Source organism: Parathalassolituus penaei, assembly GCF_026626885.1.
Lineage (GTDB): Bacteria > Pseudomonadota > Gammaproteobacteria > Pseudomonadales > Oceanobacteraceae > Oceanobacter > Oceanobacter penaei.
The window spans coordinates 95,124-115,249 of record NZ_JAPNOA010000018.1; the positions used below are offsets into that span (position 1 = coordinate 95,124).

Genomic DNA, 20,126 nt, shown 5'->3' on the forward strand with positions numbered 1-20,126 from the left:
ACATGCCGTCACATCGCATCCTGATTGTTGAAGATGAAAAAATCACTGCACTCGATCTGCGGATGACTCTGGAAGAGCTGGGACACGACGTGGTCGGGTCTACCGGGCGCGCGGAATCGTCAATCGATATGGTCGCCAGTTTGCAGCCCGATCTGGTGCTGATGGATATTCATCTGGATGGTCCGATGTTGGGCACGGAGGCGGCGATGCTGATTCGTGAACGGTTTGCCACACCGGTGGTATTTCTGACGGCCTACACTGATGACAAGACCCTCGACGAAGCCTGTCGCAGTCTGGCCTATGGCTATATGGTCAAACCCTTTGAAAAGCGCGAGGTGGAAGCGGCGATCCGCATCGCCATGACCCGCGCCAACCTGCACCGTGATCTGCAGTTGTCGGAAGAGCGTTTGCGGCTGGCGCTGGAAAGCGCCCGTATGCGTATCTGGCAGTGGCAGCCACAGCATGCGCTGGAGGCCGAACCTGCTGAATCCGGTGGTTCCGGTCAGTTTTATACCGAGTTCGAGCAATTGCTGGCGCACGTTCACCCGGACGACCGCAGTCAGTTGCAACAGGAGCTGGGTCGCAACAGCCGCTATCGGTGTCTGGTGCGTTACCGCAATGATCTTGGTGATTATCGCTGGACCCAATTGATGGCCAGTGTGGTGGCGGGGCGCGATCTTCCTCGCAGTGTGCTGGGTGTTATGCACGATGTTCATGAAGATCAGCTGGCGCGCGAACGGCTGCAACAAGCGGAAGTGGTGTTTAACTCCACCTCGGAAGCGCTGGTGGTAACGGATACGGAGTTCCGCATTGTGCGGGTGAATCCGGCATTTACCACCATCACGGGCTATAGCGCCGACGCTGTGATTGGCAAGTTGGCCGACATGCTGACGCGCGCACGTCGTCAGGAAGATTTGTCCGAGCCTCTGCCGTTGTCTGAGCATTCCTGCAGTGGGGAGGTGTCCTGCCAGCGTAGTGATGGTGAATTGTTTCCGGCCTGGCAGCACGTCAGCACCATTAGCGACGATGATGGGCTGCTCAGCGGTTATATCGTTACGCTGGCCGACATCAGTGCCCTGCGCCGTGCCGAAAAACGCCTCGAACAGCTGGCGTTTGTGGATTCCCTTACGGGTCTTGCTAATCGGGTGCAGCTAGAGCGGTCGCTGGTCTACCGCCTGGCGCAAAGTGACGATCGCCATCCGCTGGCGGTGGTGTATCTGGATCTTGATGGTTTCAAACGGGTGAACGACACCCTCGGTCATGGTGCGGGTGACCAGTTGCTGGTGGAGATCAGTCAGCGGTTGCGGGCAACCCTGCGTGACCGCGACCTGATTGCCCGGGTGGGTGGAGACGAGTTTGTCATGCTGCTGGAGATTCATACGGAATCTGACCTGCACATTGTTGCCCGCAAGGTGCTGTCTGCTATTTCCCAGCCAGTGGCGCTGGAGCGTGAAGAAGTGCAGGTGTCTGGCAGTATTGGCCTGGTGATGGCAAATGACCAATCGGGCAGTGCCGAAGCTCTGATTAAAGCGGCGGATGCCGCCATGTTTGAAGCCAAAAAACAGGGCAAGAACAGTTACTGTTTTTACGACATCGACCTTGATCGTGAATTGCAGCAGCGGCTGCAGATCGAGCAGTCATTGCCGGCTGCGTTGCGCAACAAGCAGTTTGTGCTGGGCTACCAGCCGCTGCTGGATGCTGCCAGCGGACGGGTGCGCGGCGTAGAAGCCCTGATTCGCTGGCAACACCCGCAGCTGGGGTTGTTGTTGCCCGAGCGCTTTATTCCGTTCGCTGAGCAAAGCCAGTTTATCAACGATATTGGTGACTGGGTGTTGTGCGAAGCCTGCCGCACCTTGCGTGACTGGGAAGCCATTGGCCTGACTGGCCTGACCATGTCGGTGAATGTGTCGCCTCGGCAGTTGTCCGATCTTGGTTTTCCGCAACGGCTGGAAGCCATTATTGCCGAGTATCAGGTGCCACCGGATCAGCTGGAGCTGGAAATTACTGAAAACGCCCTGCAAGCCAGTGAACCGCTGGTGGAACAGCTTGGGCGCATCCGGGCGCTGGGAGTGCACCTGGCCATTGATGATTTTGGCAGCGGTTATTCGTCACTCAGTCGTTTGAAAGAGCTGCCATTTGACCGGGTCAAGATTGATCGGGCTTTTATTCGCGACTTGCCGGACAACAGTGACGATGTGGAGATCTGCAAAGCCATTCTGGCGTTGTGCCGGGTATTGGGAATGCGGGTTACGGCAGAAGGTGTCGAAACACCATCACAACGCGATCTGTTGATTTCACTGGGTTGCGACACTTTGCAGGGATTCCTGTTCAGCCGTGCCATGGTGAGCGCCAAGGTGCGGGAATGGGTAGAGAATCTGGCTGACAGCAGTGGTGATCAGCAGACCGGTTCTTGCTGAAAGCAGTGTTCAGATTTCTGACGCACAGTTGTCACGGTATTTGTTTGCGTATTCAGGTATTGTGTCGCTCCAGCCAGCTGCACCGGAGGGAGCCGCAATGAATAATCTCAGTCAATACGGACAAGGGGTCGTTAATGACCTGTCCTGGCGTTATGGCCTGTCGGCCGATACCGTCATCAACATGATTCAGGCCGTGATCAACGGCAATGGCACCATGGCGCAATTCTACAGCCCGGAACTGGGCGGCAGCGGTCAGTGGATGTCCGGTGGCATGACCATGGTTGGCGACATGTTCAATCAGGGGCTGAAAAACACCGTGAACAATCTCTGTTCCGAGATTTCCGGCATTCTGATGAGCGGCCAGCTGATTTTTGAGCCTGCTCCTGTCACCACCTTTGATAACAACGGTAATCAGACCGGCACCTACCAGAGCAATGGCAACTGGTGGCCTGCGGAACTGGGTTGGCCGTCATCGTCCGGTGCCCAGAACTCGATCCGTTATGCCATCTTCCCGGACAGCCATCGTCTGGCGCTGGATATCAACGGACAGGTAACCGTGTATGACACGCTGGATCATCAGATTGGTGGTGTTGGTCAACAGCAGGGCAACGGTTACTCCCTGACCTTCAGTAGTCAGTACGGCACGGTAGCGGTGGATTCATTGCCGCTGGCTGCCGGATTTGGCGGCAGTAACCAAAGTGGCAACTCAGGTTATAACCAACCGGTGTACGAACAGCCTGCACAAAACAGTTCGTTGGTGGATAACAACGGTTATACCAATAACGCCGGAAACGGTTCTGTCGCCAATACCTCGGGTAATACCTCGCAGGATGGTTCTGGCGACATCATCGCGACGATCGAACGTCTGGCGGAACTGCATAACCGTGGCATTCTGTCGGATGCTGAGTTCTCCTCGAAAAAAGCCGAGCTGCTGCAGCGCCTGTAATTGCACCAGTTGTCACCCTGATGGCCACCGACGCTGGTTTGTGGCCATACCTCAAGCCATTACCCGTTAACGGGTGATGGCTGTTTTGTTATCGATTTTGCCTTGGGACCCTCTGAATAACTCGCGCAGAGCTGTGCAGAGTTATTCAGAGTGTCCCTTGGTCTTGTCTTCGCTAGTTAAGCCAGCCCCGTTCGTTTGTTGACGGTTGTTTGCTGATTTTATGTACAGAATTGGCCGGTGCCGGGCTTTAACGGCGCAAATCTGTGCTGCATTTGTCTGCCGGTACCGGGTTTTCCCAATAGTTTTATGACAACATAACGCGTTTGTAATGGATAACTCGCTACCGTTGCCGAGGTTCTCGATGCTGCAGGGATTGCCTGTTCTTCTTCTGATGCTGTTGCCACTGACTGTTTCTGCCCAAGTATACCAATGGGTAGACGAGCAGGGACGCACCCATTTTTCCGATAAAGTCCCATCGGATAAAAGCGCCAGACCGACGACGGAACAACAAGCCAGTGTTGGTTTGCATGCGCCAGTTCACCACGATGGTGTGGCCTTGCGAGGTCTTACATGGGACGAAATGGCCTACTTGCGGCAATTGCTGCGAGCGCGCCAGTTCGAGGTGTTAAACAGCCGTCTGGATGAATACCGCCGTAACGCCGATGCGGACGCCGCTGCTGAGCCACTGTTGTGGGGGGCCTATCAGGCGTTCGATCTTGGTGTGGCGTCTGCGGAAGAATATTTCAACGACTGGGTGCGTCTGCATCCGGGTGTTGAGGGCAGTTATCTGGCGCGCGCCAGTTATCAGTCTGGGGTTGCCTGGCAGCTTCTGCAGGAAAAGGGCCGATCCGCCAATGCTGATGACCGCAAACGTATTAACGGTTATTTCTTCGCAGCGCTGGGTGACCTGGATGCTGCCATTCGTATCAACCCCAGCTCTGCCATTGCCTACGCCCTGCTGGTGAGGATGGGTGGGGCGTTGAATGAGCGTGAACAGCTGAAATCCTATCTGGACGGTGCCGAACGTGATGTTCCGATGTCGTTTGTGGTGGCGCGTATGCGTTTGCAGATGTTGAGTCCGGCCTTTGGTGGTTCGGAGCGTACCATGGCAGATTATGCCAAGCGTGTGGCTGCACGCAGCAAACAGAATCCGCTGCTGGCGTTTTTGCCGGGGTATGTCGACCTCTACATGGGTGATCTGGCCCGCCAGCAGCGTAACAACCAGGCTGCCCTTGAGCGTTATAACCGTGCAATAAACTCGGCGGGTGATAACCACGAATTCTTCCAACATCGTGCTGAACTGTTGCTGGAGATGCGTGAATACGAGGATGCCATTCGGGATTTCTCGTCGGCGGCCCGTTACAACACCGCTGACTCCAGCCTGTATGTGGGGGAGGCCAAAGCCTTTGCGGCCATGGGCCAGTACCGCAATGCGGCATCTGAATTACAACGAGCCCGCAAAATTGATCCATCCAGCCTGCCGTTGGCCGAATTCAGTCAGCAAGTGGTGAAAGCTCTGGTCAAGGAAGGACAGCAAACCCGTAAAGCGGGTGATGCCAAAGAAGCCGCGACCTTTCTGGAAGCCGCAATTGGCCTGAGCCCTAAAAACGGTGATGCGGTATACGAATACTCGCAGGCATTAAGCGATCTGCAGCGTTTCTCGGAAGCCCAACAACAGCTGGAAGCCGCTTTTGAAGGTCACACTGACGAGTTGAAACACTATCGTCTGATGGAGCAACTGCTGTTGCGGCGTTACCAGTGGGATGAAATCGTGGGTTACTGGTCGATGTATATCGACCGTCACGGTGAAGATGCTGCCAGCCTTGAAGCGCGTGCCCGTGCTTATTATGGCAACCATCAGTATGAAAAAGCGTTGGATGATGCTGAAAAGGCAGCGGCTCTTGGTAACAAGTCGGCCAAGGCACTGGTGAAGGAATATTCTGCCAAGGTGAATCGTTAAGCGCGGCCGGGCCGCGATTGGATCTGATGTCTGGCCGGATGTGATCGGATCTGGCGTCTGGCGCTTTGCGGCTACACCGCTTGTTAATTGGCTACTCCGCTTGCCCTCTTGGGGGACCTTGTCCCCCGGCCGGGCGGGCCTCCCCCTGCTTTTGCCCGACTGGGCTCGTATTCCCGGTTTTCACCGACAACGGCGTTTCGACCCCGGCCCGATGGCACATCCCTGTGCCAACGGGCCTTGCGGGGCATCCATGCCCCGGCTGGGTCGGCCGTTGCGGTGAAACCCGGCTCGCCCAGATGGGCATTCGGTAGCCAGCTGCGCTGGGCTAAATCGGTGTGCTGGTGGATGATATTCGCCCGACGCCCGACGCCCGACGCCCGACGCCCGACGCCCGACGCCCGACGCCAATGCGCTATTGCCCTGACTGTTTCTGGCGCGCCAGTGCATTGCTGGTTAATGCGGTGGCTTCGGCTCCGGTTGGGTCTTCCGGCCATGGATGTTTCGGATAACGGCCGCGTAAATCCTTGCGGACTTCGGCGTAGGAGTTGGACCAGAAGCCCGGTAAGTCGCGGGTGATCTGTACTGGTCGTCGGGCCGGTGATAACAGGTGCACCAGCACGGGCAATCGGCCATCGAGAATTGTCGGGTGGCGGGTGCTACCAAACATCTCTTGCAGTTTGACCGCCAGTACCGGCGCTTCCTGACAGTAATCCAGCGTGATACGCGAGCCGCTGGGCACTTTGATGGTGAGCGGTGCCAGCTGGTCGAGGAGTTGTTGCTGCTCCCAGTCGAGTTGCTGTTTGAGGATGTCGAACCAGTCGAGGCGGGCGAGGTCACGCTGGTTGCGGACCTTGTCGAGCCAGGGCTCCAGCACGGCGTACAGGCGTTGGGCGAGCGCCTCGTTGCGGCAGTCGGGCCATTTGCTGAATTGCATATGTTGCTGGCTGTCTGTCGGAAATCCCTGCAAATACTCATACACCAACACCATTCGTGCCTGTAACTGGCGGCTGCTGTCTTGCCAGTCGAGGCATTCCAGCGCCTGTTGCGGGTTGTCAGCCATCCAGTTCTTCCAGATGCTGAGCCATTGTTCCGGCTGCGGGCTGGCCAGTTTGCGGGCTTTCCAGACCAGTTTGCCAAGGCGTTGCTGTTGTTCGGTGAGCAGGGTGCCGTTGTCGAGCCAGCGAATATCCAGCACTTCCCGGAACAGATGTGGTTGCCATTCCTGCAGCTGCGCCAGCTGCTGGTCGTCCAGTGCCACTGCCAGACGAATACGATTCGGATTGCCACCGGTCATTTCGGCAATGGCCAGCCACGGGCTGTCGTTCAGGCGCGAGTCCTGCCCAAGTTCCGCACCGCTGCCGTTGGCCAGCTGATAACGACTGTTGCCGGAGCCTGAAGGCGCACGCAAGCGGGCAATCCGGTCCGGAAAGGCGAGGGCTGCGATCAAGGCTGGTTGTAGAGGGCTACTGTCGCGGGGTGGCAGGTTCAGGGCATCGGCCCAGCGTTGCGCCAGTGGTTGAATACGGCTGCGCCAGAATCCTTGTTGGCGGGCGTAATGCAGGCGTTGGTCGAGGTCGTCCTGATGACCGGGGTTGCGTGGGCCATCCTGAATCAAGGCCACCAGTTCGCTGGCGGCACGGCCCATGCCGTAACGTCCTGACAGCAGCAGGGCGTGTGCCCAGCGCGGCTCCAGACCAGCGGCGGCACACTGGCGGCCATGATCCGTCAGCTGTTGGCCATCGCTGATACCCAGCTGTTGTAACAGGTCGGACGCTTGCGCCAGAGCCGGAGCCGGTGGTGGTGTTAACCACAGCAGTTCATCGGCGGCAGCACCCCAGGTAAGTAACTCCAGCAACAGTGATGACAGATCCTGTTGGGCGATTTCCGGGCTGATATGAGCCGGGCGGCGGCTGTGTTCACCTTCGCTCCAGAGCCGGTAACACAGGCCGGGGCATTGGCGTCCGGCACGGCCTTCACGCTGAGTCGCAGAAGCCTGGCTGATATTGCGGGTCTGCAATTCACTGAGGCCACTGGCCGGGCTGAACTCCATCCGCCGTTCCAGGCCAGAGTCGATCACCAGGGCAACACCGTCAAGCGTGAGTGAGCTTTCGGCGATATTGGTGGCCAGCAGCACCTTGCGAACCCCCTCAGGGGCGGGTGCCAGTGCGGCTTTCTGGGCACTGTCATCAAGCTGGCCGTGTAGCGGCAGAATCGCCAGCTGTGCTGGCAATTGCCCTTGTTGCTGCTGCTCGGTCAGCAGTTCCTGCAAGCGACGAATATCCCCGGTGCCGGGCAGAAACATCAGCACGTGGCCAGGGCTGCCAGTCGGAATCGGTTCGTTCAGAGCTTCCCGTAATACTCGGGACAGCTGCTCGGCCAGGCGCTCGTTACTGTTACGAGCCGGCCGGTAATGGGTGACCACCGGAAAACCACGCCCCGGACAATGCAGGGCAGGGGCATCGAGTGCGGCGCTGAGGCTGTCGGTATCAAGGGTGGCTGACATCACCAGCAGACGCAGGTCCGGACGTAGCAGCTGCTGGCTCTGATGTGCCAGCGCCAGCGCCAGATCCGACTGCAAATGGCGTTCGTGAAATTCGTCGAACAGGATCAAGCCAACGCCGGTCAGTTCCGGGTCAGTCTGCAGCATTCGCGTCAGAATCCCTTCGGTGATCACCAGAATCCGCGTTCTGGCGCTGCTTTTCTGCTCCAGACGAATGCGATAACCGACTCGCTCGCCGACCGCTTCCCCCAGCTGTCTGGCCATAAACAGCGCCGCGTTGCGGGCTGCCAGTCGCCGTGGCTCTAGCAGCAGAATCTGTTGGCCGTCGAGCCAGTCGGCATCCATCAGCGCCAGTGGCACCCGGGTGGTTTTACCGGCACCGGGTTCTGCGGTCAGCAACAGGTTGGGGTGCTGGGCCAGTTGCTGGCGGATGTCGTCCAGCATGGCATCAATGGGCAACGGAATGGCGTTGGTGGAGTCGGTCATGGGCGCAATTGTCGGTATTTTTGCTCGATCATCGGAAGCGGGATGTTACCATTAACCGCAGAGGGCTGGCTGCTCTGGTGCCTGTGAGCAGGCCCGGAACGGCCCTGAAAGCTCGTGGTCTTACACGGGTAAGGCTGGTTATGTGGGCTGGTCCCTGATTCAGGAGTATTGCGGATGTCTGATTCAGACAAGGTTATCGACTTCGCCAAAGCCGGTGAACGTCATCGCCATTCCCGTATGCATCGGGAAAAAGAAGAGAAAGTGGATGAGCTGCGGGAACGTTTTGCGGCCGCCTTGCCGGACCGTAAAACCCCGGTGAAAGACTATTTGCGCAAGAAAAAAGCGCGCAAGAAAACCTGACAGGAGTTGTCGGCGATGCTGACCGGTATTCACCATGTAGCCATCATTTGTGCGGACTACCCGCGCAGCAAGGATTTTTACCAGCGGATTCTGGGGCTGACGGTACTGGCTGAAACCTACCGTCAGGCGCGCGACTCCTGGAAGCTCGATCTGGCCTTGCCGGATGGCAGCCAGCTGGAGTTGTTCAGTTTTCCCGGAGCACCGGCGCGACCAAGTTACCCGGAAGCGCAGGGCTTGCGCCATCTGGCGTTTGCCAGTGACGATCTGGATGCCGACGTTCACCATTTGCGGTTGCATGGGGTGGAATGTGAGCCGATCAGGGTTGATGAACTGACCGGGCGACGTTTTACCTTTTTTGCCGATCCCGATAACTTGCCGCTTGAACTGTATGAAGTGCTGCCAGAAGCAGCCGGAGAGAATTGAATGTCTGACGTATACCAGCAACTGGATGCCCGTGGTCTGTACTGCCCGGAGCCAGTGATGATGTTGCACAACCTGATGGCGGATGTTCCGACCGGAGTGCTGGTGGAGGTATTGGCGACGGATCCTTCTACCCGTCGTGACTTTCTGAAGTTCTGCAATTTTCTGGGGCATGAGCTGCTGCAGTGTGAGGAAGTGAACAACGAGTTTCATTTTCTGATTCGCAAGGGCGAAGAGGGCTGATCGGATCTGGCCGGGCCGCGATCGGATCTGGCGCTTTGCGGCCACTCGGCTTGTTAATTGGACATGCTGCTGGCCCTGCCTGGGGGACCTTGTCCCCCGGCCGGGCGGCCGTCCCCCTGCTTGGCCCTGCTGGGCTCGTGTCTCCGGTATTCACCGACAACGGCTGTTCGACCCCGGCCAGATGGTACATCCCTGTACCAACTGGCCTTGCGGGGCATCCATGCCCCGGCTGGGTCGGCCGTTGCGGTGAATCCCGGCTCGCCCAGATGGGCATTCTGCAGCCAGCTGCGCTGGGCAAAACCGGTGTTATGGATACTCTGTTGCAGGAGCGCGCCGTTGGCCGCGATGGCGTTGCGGCGTGGCTCCGATGCTGGGCACGCTTCGCTGTGCACCAGCCTACTTTTAGTGATAATCGCGCCTGGCGTCTGGCGTCTGGCGTCTGGCGTCTGGCGGCCACTCGGCTTGTTAATTGGCCACGCTGCTGGCCCTGCCTGGGGGACCTTGTCCCCCGGCCGGGCGGCCGTCCCCCTGCTTAGCTCTGCTGGGCTCGTGTCTCCGGTATTCACCGACAACGGCTGTTCGACCCCGGCCAGATGGTACATCCCTGTACCAACTGGCCTTGCGGGGCATCCATGCCCCGGCTGGGTCGGCCGTTGCGGTGAATACCGGCTCGCCCAGATGGGCATTCTGCAGCCAGCTGCGCTGGGTGAAATCGTTTCAAATTGATGCTCTGTTGTAGCGTGGGCATTTATGCCCACAAAATCGCACCCGACACCCGACACCCGACACCCGACACCCGACACCCGACACCCGACACCCGACACCCGACACCCGACACCCGACATTCAGCGCTCTGTCGGTTGCAGTCGAATCAGTTTGCCGTCGGTTTCGTCGGTGAGCAGGTAAACCAGGCCGTCCGGTCCTTGTTCCACATCGCGTATGCGTTCGCCAATCCGGTTGGCAAACAGCCGTTCTTCGCCGCTGACGGTTTCGCCGTCCAGTGTCAGTCGTACCAGTTGCCGGAATTTCAGCGAGCCGACCAGCAGGTTGTTATGCCAGCCGGGGTAGCGGTCGCCGCTGTAAAACAGCATGCCGGAGGGGGCGATTGAGGGTAACCAGTAAAACAGTGGTGACTCGGTGCCAGCCTTGATCGGGCCTTCGCCGATGTCGCCGCCGGTGTATTCCTTGCCCCAGGTGGTCAGTGGCCAGCCGTAGTTGGCGCCGGGCTGGATGATGTTGATTTCGTCGCCGCCTTTGGGGCCGTGCTCATGAATCCATAACTGGCCGGTGCTCGGGTTTAGCGCTGCGCCTTGTGGGTTGCGATGCCCGTAAGACCAGATTTCCGGGCGGGCACCGGCTGTGTGCACAAACGGGTTGTCGTTGGGCACGCTGCCGTCCGGGTAAATCCGCACTACCTTGCCGAGGTCGTTATCCAGCGTCTGGGCGCTGTCGCGGGCCAGAAAGCGTTCGCCAAGAGTCACAAACAGATAACCATCCGGGGTGAATACCAGTCGTGAACCAAAGTGGGCGGTGGAGAGTTTTTTCGGCTGCTGCCGGAAGATGACCTGCTGGTCGACCAGTCGGAAACCACTGGTGTTGTCGCCTTCAAGGCGGGCCGACATCACGGCGGTGCCGTTGCTCAGCAGCTCGCCGGGTTCGGAGTAACTCATGAATACCCGGTCTTGCCAGATCGCTACATCCAGCAATCCGCCCTGACCCATGGCCGATACTTCCGGAACCCCGGCAACCGGAGTGCTGACTTGCCAGCGGTTGTTCGTGGCCGTTAATACCCGCAACTGGCCGGAGCGTTCGGTTACCAGCAAACGGCCATCGGCCAGAAACGCCATTCCCCAGGGATGATTGAGGCCCGTCGCCAGAACTTCCGGCGTCGCAACACTGCTGTCGGATTCCATAATCTGGTTGCCCGTAAAGGTCTGGTTACGCGGGTGATCGGCAGCGTTGGCTGGGCTGGATAAAAGGGCGGTGCTGGAGAGAAGCGCGGTGCTGGAGAGCAGGGTGGTGGAAGCAGCAAGGCTGCACAACAGGCTGGTGGCCAGTACCCGTGCGGATATCAGGCGGGGATGCAGTACAGGAAAAACCATAAGACTGACTCCTTGGCTGGAGTCAGGCATTGTCCCCCCATGCGGGGGACAATGCCAGCGGGTCGTACGGATGCACGACCACGGGGATAGCTTACAGGCTGGCGCGGAAGCCGCGCAGGAAGCGCTCTTGCTGGTCAGCACTGGCGCTGGTAGTCAGCCATTGTTGCAGCAGGTCCTGACGTTCCTGATCCACCGACTGGGATTGACCCAGCCCCTGAGCCAGACGCTGTACCTGCAGCTCCATACGACGAGCCTGATCGGCACCGCTGGTTTCGATACCGGCCAGCACTTCCATACGGATGCACAGGTCGCGGGCGGCGGCGGATTCGCTGTTCAGTTCTTCACGCTGGGCCCAGGCTTGCTCGAAATCGAGGTCACGGTATTCGCGTGGCAGTGCAGCGGCGTTGTCCCAGTCACTGGCGCTGTTGTCAGCCAGTGCTTGCAGGCGGTCAATCACACCCTGCCAGCGGGCCTGTTCAGCCAGTTTCTGTTGTTCCTGCTGCTGGTCGTCCAGAGCATTGGCCGCATCGGTGAAGCCTTTGCGAACACGCTGGAAGGCGGCGCGTGGCAGATCCAGAGTGGCAAATTCCTGCTCCAGTTCTTCCAGACGCGACAGCTTGTCGGCAACGGACAGCTCCAGCTGGGACAGACCCAGGGCTTCGGCGACCAGCTGTTCGGCATGCAGTACGGTATCGTCCAGACGGGCCTTGCGTTCGGCGCGGGCCTGATCCAGACGGGCGAATACGGCATCACAGTGGGTGCGGAATTGCTTCCACAGCTTCTGATCGGCTGCGCGTGGCGTAACCCCCACGGCTTTCCAGTCTTGCTGCAACTGCTTGATCACATCAATGGCGGCAGTCAGGTCTTCGGCTTCAATCTGGGCGGCCGCTTCTTCCGTCAGGGCTGCCTTGCGGGCCAGATTGCGGTCGTATTCGTTCTGCACGTGAGCGTAGATACGGTCACATACGGCGCGGAAACGTTCCTGGGTATTGTTGTGCGCAGCACGTTCCACCGGTGAATAGGTACGGAAGGTTTCGCGGGCGGCTTCGAGGGTTTTCTGTACGACTTTCCAGTCGGCATTGGCCCAGTCGAGACCGGTTTCGTAGCGATCCAGTTCATCAATCAGCTGGTTGCGACGCTCAACATTGAGTTCGCGGTCGCGTGCCACGCTGGCGAAGTATTCACGGCAAGGCTCAAAGGCACGGTCACCGGCGGCCTGGAAACGTTCCCACAGTTCGCGGTCGGGTTGGGTGCTGTTGAGGGTTTTCCACTCGTCCTGCATCGCCTGGATCTTGTCGGCCAGAATGTCCGGAGCAATATCGGCTCCGACCAGGGCTTCCATGGCTTCGCACAGGGCTTCTTTTTTCGGCGTGGTCACAAAACCCTGCCAGTCGCGCATCTCGCTCAGACGGGCACCGAGCGAGCGGGCCTGACGTTGCAGGTTGCGGGTGGCACGGCTGTCGACCTGACGCAGATTGGTGGTGATCTGGCCGTACAGCTTGCTGGCTTCTTTCAGGTGACCGTCCTGGATGTGTTGTTCCAGCTGGTCGATCTGGCGTTGCAGGCCATCAATACGGTTGGTTTGCTGCTGGTCGAGGGCACGGATAGCTGCTTCGGCCTGCAGTTGGCGTTCGGCCAGTTCACGCAGGAATTCCGGACGTGGCTGGGCATCGGGCCAGCGAATCTGTTGCAGGAAGCGGCTGGCGTCTTTCACGGTTTTTTGCAGGGATGGCAGGTCTTCGGCTTGCGGCTGGGCCAGCAGAGCCTGAATGGCATCACCGTGGGCAGCCAGCTGTTGCAGGCTGGAGTGCAGGGCAAAAGCGCTTTGCAGGCCGTTTTCGAAGGCACGGGCCTTGTCGGCAGATGGCTTGTTATCCGCCAGAGTGGCACGCCACTGCTGATCCAGATCCTGGGCTTGCTGATGCAGTTCTTCTGCTACGGTGGAGGCATTGGCCTGGGCCAGCAGTGCTTCCATACCCAGCAGCAGACGGAATTGGGCTTCAGCCGCCGCTTCGGCACGGGCGCGGCTTTCTGCCAGGCGACGTTCTTCTTCTTCGTGCTCACGCAGCACGCTGGCCGCTTTGGCAAGCTCGCTGGCCATCTCGGCCTGACGCTCGGCACTCATGGCGGCGTTCAGCTCCTGAGAAGCCTTGCTGATGACCTGCAGGCGACCGTTGAAGTCCGGGCCATAACCCAGACGGTTCAGCTGGCGTACCTGCTGGAACAGTTGTTCGATGCGCTCGGCCTGAGCGGCTCGGGCTTCTTCTTCGGCCTTGTATTCGGCCAGACGATCCTTGCACAGGCGATAGACAGCTTTGTCCTTGCCCTGGGCAATGTCTTGCAGCTGTACCAGCAGTTCAGCTTTCTGGATGCCTTCGGCGGCGGCCAGACGCACACGCGCCACCGGGTGGCTGCTGGCGATGTTGAAACGTTCCTGCTCGTCAGAGATCAGGGCGATGGCTTGCAGACGCAGATCCTGATCTTGGGTCAGACCGGCAATACGTACCAGCGTCTGGCTATTAATACCATCGAGGCGCTGGCCTGCCGGCATCAGCAATGACAGCCAGTGCTCACGAGCGGTCTGACGCACGTCATCCTGGTTGTGGCCCAGCAGGTTTTCCAGAGTGGCTTCGTCACGGATACGCACGACGGCGGCACGACGTAAATCGGCAACAGTTTCGGCGGCAATAAAAGTCAGCAGCTGCTCGACGGAGTTGAGCTCGCTCAGTGCCTGGCGGCGAACGTCAGGGTTAGCGTGTTGCCACTTGGGCTTCAAAAACTTCTTGATAAATTCCATCGAGCAGATCCATACCACTTGTCAGAGAGGATTGAGGCGCGACCATTGTACAGACCAGCCGCCGTTAGGGAAGTGGAATCGAATTGAGCCAGAAGCCGGGTATAGAGCCTTTTCATTCCGGGGCTTGCCATTGCTGGCGCTGAACTGGCAGGCATCTGGTGATACCATGCACGGTTTGTAAAAGGCTGTGAAATTGGCACAGCCGGCTATTTCGGAATCTCGGGAGCCCCCTGTGAACAGCATTGTCTGGCATGACTACGAAACCTTTGGTACCAGCCCGGCGTGGGATCGTCCCGCCCAGTTTGCGGCGATTCGTACCGATGAAGATCTCAACGAGATCGAACCACCGGTGGAGATTTTCTGTCGCCAGGCGGATGACTATTTGCCGCACCCGCAAGCGGTTCTGACCACCGGGATTACCCCGCAGGACTGCAATCGCAACGGTATGCCGGAAGCCGAGTTCGCAGCCGAGATCAACCGTGTCTTCAGCGTGCCGGGTACCTGTGGTGCTGGTTACAACAGCATCCGTTTTGACGACGAGTTCACCCGCAACATTCTGTATCGCAACTTCCACGATCCGTACGCCCGTGAGTGGCAGGGTGGCAACAGTCGCTGGGATTTGCTCGACGTGGTGCGTTGCGCCTACGCCCTGCGCCCGGATGGCATTGAGTGGCCAACCGGTGTGGATGGCAAAACCAGCTTCCGACTGGAGCTGCTGACGGCGGCCAATGGTCTGGATCACGGCAAGGCCCACGATGCGGTATCCGACGTGCGTGCCACCATCGCGCTGGCGCGCCTGATTCGTGATCGTCAGCCCAAGCTTTACCGTTACCTTTATAACAATCGCAGCAAACAGGCCATTGGTGACCTGATCGACGTTCATCAGCACAAACCGCTGGTGCATGTATCGGGCATGTTCCCGGTGGAGCAGGGTTGTATGGCCATTGTGGTGCCGCTGTGCTGGCATCCAACCAACAAGAATTCGGTAGTGGTGTTCGACCTGAATCAGGACCCGACGCCGCTGTTTGAACTGACCGCCGACCAGATTCGCGAGCGCATATTTACCCGTGCCGACGAACTGCCAGACGGCGTCAGCCGTTTGCCGATGAAAGAGTTGCACATCAACAAGGCACCGGTGGTTGCGCCTGCCAATACCCTGACCCCGGATCAGGCCGCACGCTGGAATCTGGATGGCGAACGCCTGCGTCGCCACCGCGCCATGATCGTGAACGGCCCGGATATCACTGCCAAATTACATCAGGTGTTCAGTGGTCGTGAGTTTGCCGACAGCGGCGATGTGGATGCCGGTATCTACTCAGGCTTTTTTGGCCCAGGTGACAAGGCGCTGATGAACGAACTGCATTCCCTCAGCCCAATGGCATTGGCCGGGTGGGGCAAGGCCTTCAAGGACAAACGCGGCGAAGACCTGCTGTTCCGTTTCCGCGCCCGCAGCTGGCCTGAGACTCTGAATGGTGAGGAACGCGAGCGCTGGGAGCAGCATCGTCAGGAGCGCCTGTTTCATACCCGCAGTGATATTCCGGCGCTGAACTTCGAGCAGTTTGCCAAAGAGCTGCAGCTGGCTGCTCAGCAGGTGGCGCACGATCCTCGCAAGATGGGGTGGCTGCAGGATTTGCAGTTGTATGCCGAGGCGATTTATCCGGGGTATTGAGGTAGAGGCCCGCTGAGTGAAAACGGCATTCTCTTGTAGGAACGGCTGTTAGCCGCGATAGCGTGGCGGTTATACGCGGTGTTGATGGATGCTGTTCGTCAGACGTCAGACGTCAGACGTCAGACGTCAGACGTCCGACGTCCGACGTCCTATGCTTGGCGCTTCGCGGCTACTCCGCTTGTTAATTGGCCAGGCCGCTTGCCCTCTTGGGGGACCTTGTCCCCCGGCCGGGCGGGCCTCCCCCTGCTTTTGCCCGACTGGGCTCGTTTCTCCGGTCTTCACCGACAATGGCTTTTCGACCCCGGCCAGATGGTACATCCCTGTACCAACTGGCCTGGCGGGGCATCCATGCCCCGGCCGGGTCGGCCATTGCGGTGAATTCCGGCTCGCCCAATGGGCATTTGGTGGCCACCTTCGGTGGGTGAAATCGGTGTGCTGGTGGATGCTGTTTGTCCGACGTCTGCTGACTGCTACTCCGCTTGTTAATTGGCCAGGCCGCTTGCCCTCTTGGGGGACCTTGTCCCCCGGCCGGGCGGGCCTCCCCCTGCTTAGCCCTGCTGGGCTCGTTTCTCCGAAATTCCCCGACAATGGCTTTTCGACCCCGCTCAGATGGCACATCCCTGTGCCACCTGAGCTAGCGGGGCATCCATGCCCCGGCCGGGTCGGCCATCGCGGTGAATCCCGGCTCGCCCAGATGGGCATTTGGCAGCCAGCTGCGCTGGGCGAGAGCGGTTTTGTGGTAGGAGCGCGCCGTTGGCCGCGATGGCGTGGCGGTTATGCGCGGTGTTTATGGATGCTGTTCGTCAGACGTCTGACGCTTCGCGGCTACTCGGCTTGTTAATTGGCCAGGTCGCTTGCCCTCTTGGGGGACCTTGTCCCCCGGCCGGGCGGGCCTCCCCCTGCTTTTGCCCGACTGGGCTCGTATTTCCGAAATTCCCCGACAATGGCTTTTCGACCCCGGCCAGATGGTACATCCCTGTACCAACTGGCCTGGCGGGGCATCCATGCCCCGGCCGGGTCGGCCATTGCGGTGAATTCCGGCTCGCCCAATGGGCAATTGGCAGCCACCTCCGGTGGGCAGCGCCGGTCTTAACGGTTGCTATGTTGTAAAAGGTGTCCGTTAAAACGGGGCAAGATCATTGAGAGGGTTTTTTCTACAGCTTCAACTTTGACTTAAATGGCGGCACGTAGTGCCGTCCAGTTTCAAGTTTTTGTTAAATGACGATCAACTCAGCCAATGCGCAATAGTGAATAAACTAACTGGAATGGCTACCATCATTGCTAGAGCGCCAAGGCAACCACCGCTGCGGCTCGAAGCCGAGTAAGAAGCATCATCTGTAATCTCACGGTTACGTAACCATTCAGCATGGCAATTTGAACAGTAAAGTTTCAGCGTACCCATGTTCCATGCACGAATAGTGCGATTATCAAACGGAACATTGCAACGACAACGAGCGCAGGTAAATAATTTACTTGTAGGTGTTTTTTGGCGGTTATAAACGGCAAAAAATATAATTGCTGGTAGTGCGAACGGAATGGCCGTTGTCAGATTTTTAGAATTAAAATAACTAAACCCAGCCACAGCGATCAATATGATGGCAATAACTAAAAAGACATAATCAAGACCTGTTTTTCTGGCGGGTTCAAGAATGATCTTTTTGTCATTTGATTGATGATGGCTTTGATAATTTTGCTTAGAAACTGATTTGATAGGGCGAAGCGTCAAACCTTCATAGTAGACTTCTGTTGCTCTCATTCTTTGCTGATTATCTACTGTAGCCTCGAATAGCACAGCATCATTGATTTGAGGTCTTCTATTTTTTGGATTAACAACAGAGATATGGAAGAAGATCTTGTCTGAATTATCATCAGGAGTAATAAAGCCAAAACCTTTATCATCATTCCATTGAGTGATTTTACCTTTCATCGAATTCCTATAAATATCGAATAGTCATTTAACAGTTTATTCATGCGCATGCGCGTTTTTCTGGTGGCGTTATTTGTTGCAAAAGGATGGTAGGAATTTGAATCGATTGGTAATTTCCATTTTCATCAAACTCTCCTCCCTGGAAATACACGCATGCTCGTTTTTCTGGTTTAACGTGCGCATTAATTTTGCGCCAAAAACGCAAAACCTTTGAACTTCATGGAGTTACGCTAACAGCATCCGGAAAAACGCGCAACCGCTCTGGAAATACGGGCATGGTTTTTTCTTTTTCCTGATTATGCTGGTTATCCATACAGCTCTTCAGGAGGGGGAGGTTCATGGGGAACGGTCCGTTTTTGAACCAGATTATTCGCTTCATGCGGCTGAATGGATGCAGCCTTGGAGCAGAAAAAACTGACCTTTACTGGATCAAGGTCTCTGCATCGAACTCAGGAGCACATTTTTTCCATACGCTCGACGCTCGACACCCGACACCCGACACCCGACACCCGACACCCGACACCCGACACCCGACACCCGACGTCCGACGCTCGACGCTCGACCCGACTTGAATTCTCCTTCTGCCATTTTTTGCATAAGCATTCCATTTTAAATTGGTTTGTTCGTTATAGCGCCTTTGCCAAACTGTGCTTATTCGATCAACGGGAGCACGGTGGTGAGTGTTGTTTATATGCGGCTACGTTATTCAGTAAATCATTTGCGGGTTATCGCGGCGGTTTTGCTGGTGGTGCTGATTGGTGGCGCCTTTGGGGTGTCGGATAAAACGACTATTTCCTCTCCTGAAGTCGGTGGCTATTTGATGAGGGCTGTCTGTGCTGAAGTCTGTGCCTCTGTTGATTCGTTAACGTTATCGGTGACGGTTGCTGCGAATGATGATTCGAGTTTTCGTATATCTGCGCCGGTTGCTGATTTGAATATAAAACCCGCTGTTGCGGTTTCGTTTTGAGTGATATCGACAGGAGTCTGAATATGGTATTTGCATTTGATAAAAAGCTGGCGGCTGCGGCAGTGGTGGTGAGTGTGCTGGCGGGTTCGTTGCCTGCTCAGGCGGCGCAGTTGGAGTTGCTGAACGTTTCTTATGATCCGACCCGCGAGTTGTATCAGGACTACAACGCCGAGTTTGCCCGTTACTGGAAAACCCGTAGCGACGACTCCCTGACCTTTCGGCAGTCGCATGGTGGTTCGGGTAAGCAGGCACGGGCGGTGATTGATGGCCTTGAGGCCGATGTGGTGACGCTGGCGCTGGCCTATGACATTGATGTGATCGGCCAGGAAACCGGCAAGCTGGCGAAGGACTGGCAGGCCCGTTTGCCACAGAACAGTTCGCCTTATACCTCGACCATTGTGTTTCTGGTGCGCAAGGGCAATCCCAAAGGCATCAAGGACTGGGGTGATCTGATTGCGCCGGGGGTTGAGGTGATTACGCCGAACCCGAAAACCTCGGGCGGTGCACGCTGGAACCATCTGGCGGCATGGGGATTTGCGCGTCAGACCTACGGTTCGGAATCCCGTGCTCGTGATTTCGTGACCAAGTTGTATCAGCACGTGCCGGTGCTGGATTCCGGTGCCCGTGGTGCCACCAATACCTTTGTGCAGCGTGGCATTGGTGACGTGTTGCTGGCATGGGAAAACGAGGCGTTCCTGGCGATTAACGAGCTGGGCCCTGACCAGTTTGAAATTGTAGTGCCGTCGGTGTCGATTCTGGCGGAACCACCAGTGGCGGTGGTGGATGAAAACGCCCGCAAACACGGCACGCTGGAAGTGGCACAGGCGTATGTCTCTTACCTGTATTCACCGGCCGGGCAGCGTCTGGCGGCGCAGCATTATTACCGTCCGGCCTTACCAGCGCTGGCCGATCCGCAAGACGTCGCACGTTTTCCGGCGATCCGGACCTTCACCATTGATGAAGCCTTTGGTGGTTGGGACAAAGCCCAGCGCGAGCATTTCGCGGACGGTGGCATCTTCGACACGATTTATCAGCCACGTTAATTCGACATTTCTATCCAACGATTCAAGCCGCCGGGTGCTGGCCCGGCCAGGAGATTTTGCATGACCATCAAGGCGATCAACGTACGTAACCAGTTTCAGGGCACCATCAAACGCATTCGGCGAGGTGATGTGGTGTCGGAAGTTGAAGTGGACATCGGCAGCGGTCTGATTACATCCATTATTACCACCGGTTCGATCGATGAACTCGGTTTACGGCCCGGCAGTCAGGTGATTGCCCTGTTTAAATCCACCGAAGTGGCGCTGGCCAGCTTTGCACCGAGTTAAGGGG

14 protein-coding genes are annotated in these 20,126 nt (G+C 57.6%); 10 read left to right on the top strand and 4 right to left on the bottom strand.

Annotation, left to right across the window (positions count from 1 at the left end; genetic code table 11):
* The first annotated feature begins 2 nt into the window (after positions 1–2).
* From OUO13_RS05110 to OUO13_RS05120, 3 genes are all read left to right on the top strand, one after another.
* On the top strand, positions 3–2,417 hold the full coding sequence (locus OUO13_RS05110) for a two-component system response regulator (protein WP_283172778.1): 2,415 nt from the start codon (positions 3–5) through the stop codon (positions 2,415–2,417).
* 97 nt (positions 2,418–2,514) lie between these two features.
* Positions 2,515–3,363 (top strand): SHOCT domain-containing protein, encoded by an 849-nt coding sequence (locus tag OUO13_RS05115; protein WP_283172779.1) that lies wholly within the window; start codon positions 2,515–2,517, stop codon positions 3,361–3,363.
* 361 nt (positions 3,364–3,724) lie between these two features.
* Entirely contained in the window at positions 3,725–5,323 is a 1,599-nt protein-coding gene (locus tag OUO13_RS05120; RefSeq protein WP_283172780.1) for a tetratricopeptide repeat protein, read from the top strand.
* A gap of 412 nt (positions 5,324–5,735) precedes the next feature.
* Here the strand turns inward: OUO13_RS05120 and hrpB are convergent, their stop codons facing one another.
* On the bottom strand, positions 5,736–8,309 hold the full coding sequence (hrpB, locus tag OUO13_RS05125; protein WP_283172781.1) for an ATP-dependent helicase HrpB: 2,574 nt from the start codon (positions 8,307–8,309) through the stop codon (positions 5,736–5,738).
* A 174-nt stretch (positions 8,310–8,483) separates the two neighbouring features.
* Here hrpB and OUO13_RS05130 point away from each other — a divergent pair, with 174 nt between their 5' ends.
* Genes OUO13_RS05130 through tusA form a run of 3 tightly spaced genes read left to right on the top strand, consistent with a single transcriptional unit; the run spans position 8,484 to position 9,332 of the window.
* Positions 8,484–8,669, top strand: a complete 186-nt coding sequence (locus tag OUO13_RS05130) for a tRNA (uracil-5-)-methyltransferase (RefSeq protein ID WP_283172782.1) — start codon at positions 8,484–8,486, stop codon at positions 8,667–8,669.
* A gap of 15 nt (positions 8,670–8,684) precedes the next feature.
* Positions 8,685–9,092 carry an SMU1112c/YaeR family gloxylase I-like metalloprotein gene (gloA2, locus tag OUO13_RS05135; protein ID WP_283172783.1) on the top strand — a complete coding sequence of 136 codons (408 nt, stop codon included), beginning with the start codon at positions 8,685–8,687 and terminating at the stop codon, positions 9,090–9,092.
* Positions 9,093–9,332, top strand: a complete 240-nt coding sequence (gene tusA, locus OUO13_RS05140; RefSeq protein WP_283172784.1) for a sulfurtransferase TusA — start codon at positions 9,093–9,095, stop codon at positions 9,330–9,332.
* An 845-nt stretch (positions 9,333–10,177) separates the two neighbouring features.
* Here tusA and OUO13_RS05145 read toward each other — a convergent pair.
* Together OUO13_RS05145 and OUO13_RS05150 are read right to left on the bottom strand one after the other, a co-directional pair.
* A complete protein-coding gene (locus OUO13_RS05145) occupies positions 10,178–11,434 on the bottom strand; it encodes a PQQ-dependent sugar dehydrogenase (RefSeq protein WP_283172785.1) in 1,257 nt (418 codons plus the stop codon).
* A gap of 91 nt (positions 11,435–11,525) precedes the next feature.
* Entirely contained in the window at positions 11,526–14,231 is a 2,706-nt protein-coding gene (locus OUO13_RS05150; protein ID WP_283172786.1) for a DUF349 domain-containing protein, read from the bottom strand.
* A 232-nt stretch (positions 14,232–14,463) separates the two neighbouring features.
* On the opposite strand from OUO13_RS05150, the gene sbcB reads away from it, so the two are divergent.
* Positions 14,464–15,900: an exodeoxyribonuclease I gene (sbcB, locus tag OUO13_RS05155; protein ID WP_283172787.1), complete on the top strand. Its 1,437-nt coding sequence runs from the start codon at positions 14,464–14,466 to the stop codon at positions 15,898–15,900.
* A 1,225-nt stretch (positions 15,901–17,125) separates the two neighbouring features.
* Here sbcB and OUO13_RS05160 read toward each other — a convergent pair.
* On the bottom strand, positions 17,126–17,827 hold the full coding sequence (locus OUO13_RS05160) for a cold shock domain-containing protein (RefSeq protein ID WP_283172788.1): 702 nt from the start codon (positions 17,825–17,827) through the stop codon (positions 17,126–17,128).
* Positions 17,828–18,503: 676 nt separating this feature from the next.
* Here OUO13_RS05160 and OUO13_RS05165 point away from each other — a divergent pair.
* The 3 genes from OUO13_RS05165 to OUO13_RS05175 are packed head-to-tail and all read left to right on the top strand — an operon-like array spanning position 18,504 to position 20,122.
* Positions 18,504–18,794 (top strand): hypothetical protein, encoded by a 291-nt coding sequence (locus OUO13_RS05165; protein ID WP_283172789.1) that lies wholly within the window; start codon positions 18,504–18,506, stop codon positions 18,792–18,794.
* 23 nt (positions 18,795–18,817) lie between these two features.
* Positions 18,818–19,837 (top strand): sulfate ABC transporter substrate-binding protein, encoded by a 1,020-nt coding sequence (locus OUO13_RS05170; protein WP_283172790.1) that lies wholly within the window; start codon positions 18,818–18,820, stop codon positions 19,835–19,837.
* Positions 19,838–19,897: 60 nt separating this feature from the next.
* The gene (locus tag OUO13_RS05175; protein ID WP_283172791.1) at positions 19,898–20,122 is read left to right on the top strand and encodes a TOBE domain-containing protein; all 225 of its coding nucleotides are present in this window, start codon (positions 19,898–19,900) and stop codon (positions 20,120–20,122) included.
* Positions 20,123–20,126 lie beyond the last annotated feature (4 nt).

What these genes read in the sequence shown, in the direction of transcription:
- hrpB (WP_283172781.1), bottom strand. Translation starts at nt 8,309, where the DNA reads ATGACCGACTCCACCAACGCCATTCCGTTGCCCATTGATGCCATGCTG.
- tusA (WP_283172784.1), top strand. Translation starts at nt 9,093, where the DNA reads ATGTCTGACGTATACCAGCAACTGGATGCCCGTGGTCTGTACTGCCCG.
- OUO13_RS05150 (WP_283172786.1), bottom strand. Translation starts at nt 14,231, where the DNA reads ATGGAATTTATCAAGAAGTTTTTGAAGCCCAAGTGGCAACACGCTAAC.
- OUO13_RS05120 (WP_283172780.1), top strand. Translation starts at nt 3,725, where the DNA reads ATGCTGCAGGGATTGCCTGTTCTTCTTCTGATGCTGTTGCCACTGACT.
- OUO13_RS05130 (WP_283172782.1), top strand. Translation starts at nt 8,484, where the DNA reads ATGTCTGATTCAGACAAGGTTATCGACTTCGCCAAAGCCGGTGAACGT.
- OUO13_RS05145 (WP_283172785.1), bottom strand. Translation starts at nt 11,434, where the DNA reads ATGGTTTTTCCTGTACTGCATCCCCGCCTGATATCCGCACGGGTACTG.
- OUO13_RS05160 (WP_283172788.1), bottom strand. Translation starts at nt 17,827, where the DNA reads ATGAAAGGTAAAATCACTCAATGGAATGATGATAAAGGTTTTGGCTTT.
- OUO13_RS05170 (WP_283172790.1), top strand. Translation starts at nt 18,818, where the DNA reads ATGGTATTTGCATTTGATAAAAAGCTGGCGGCTGCGGCAGTGGTGGTG.
- OUO13_RS05110 (WP_283172778.1), top strand. Translation starts at nt 3, where the DNA reads ATGCCGTCACATCGCATCCTGATTGTTGAAGATGAAAAAATCACTGCA.
- OUO13_RS05175 (WP_283172791.1), top strand. Translation starts at nt 19,898, where the DNA reads ATGACCATCAAGGCGATCAACGTACGTAACCAGTTTCAGGGCACCATC.
- OUO13_RS05115 (WP_283172779.1), top strand. Translation starts at nt 2,515, where the DNA reads ATGAATAATCTCAGTCAATACGGACAAGGGGTCGTTAATGACCTGTCC.
- gloA2 (WP_283172783.1), top strand. Translation starts at nt 8,685, where the DNA reads ATGCTGACCGGTATTCACCATGTAGCCATCATTTGTGCGGACTACCCG.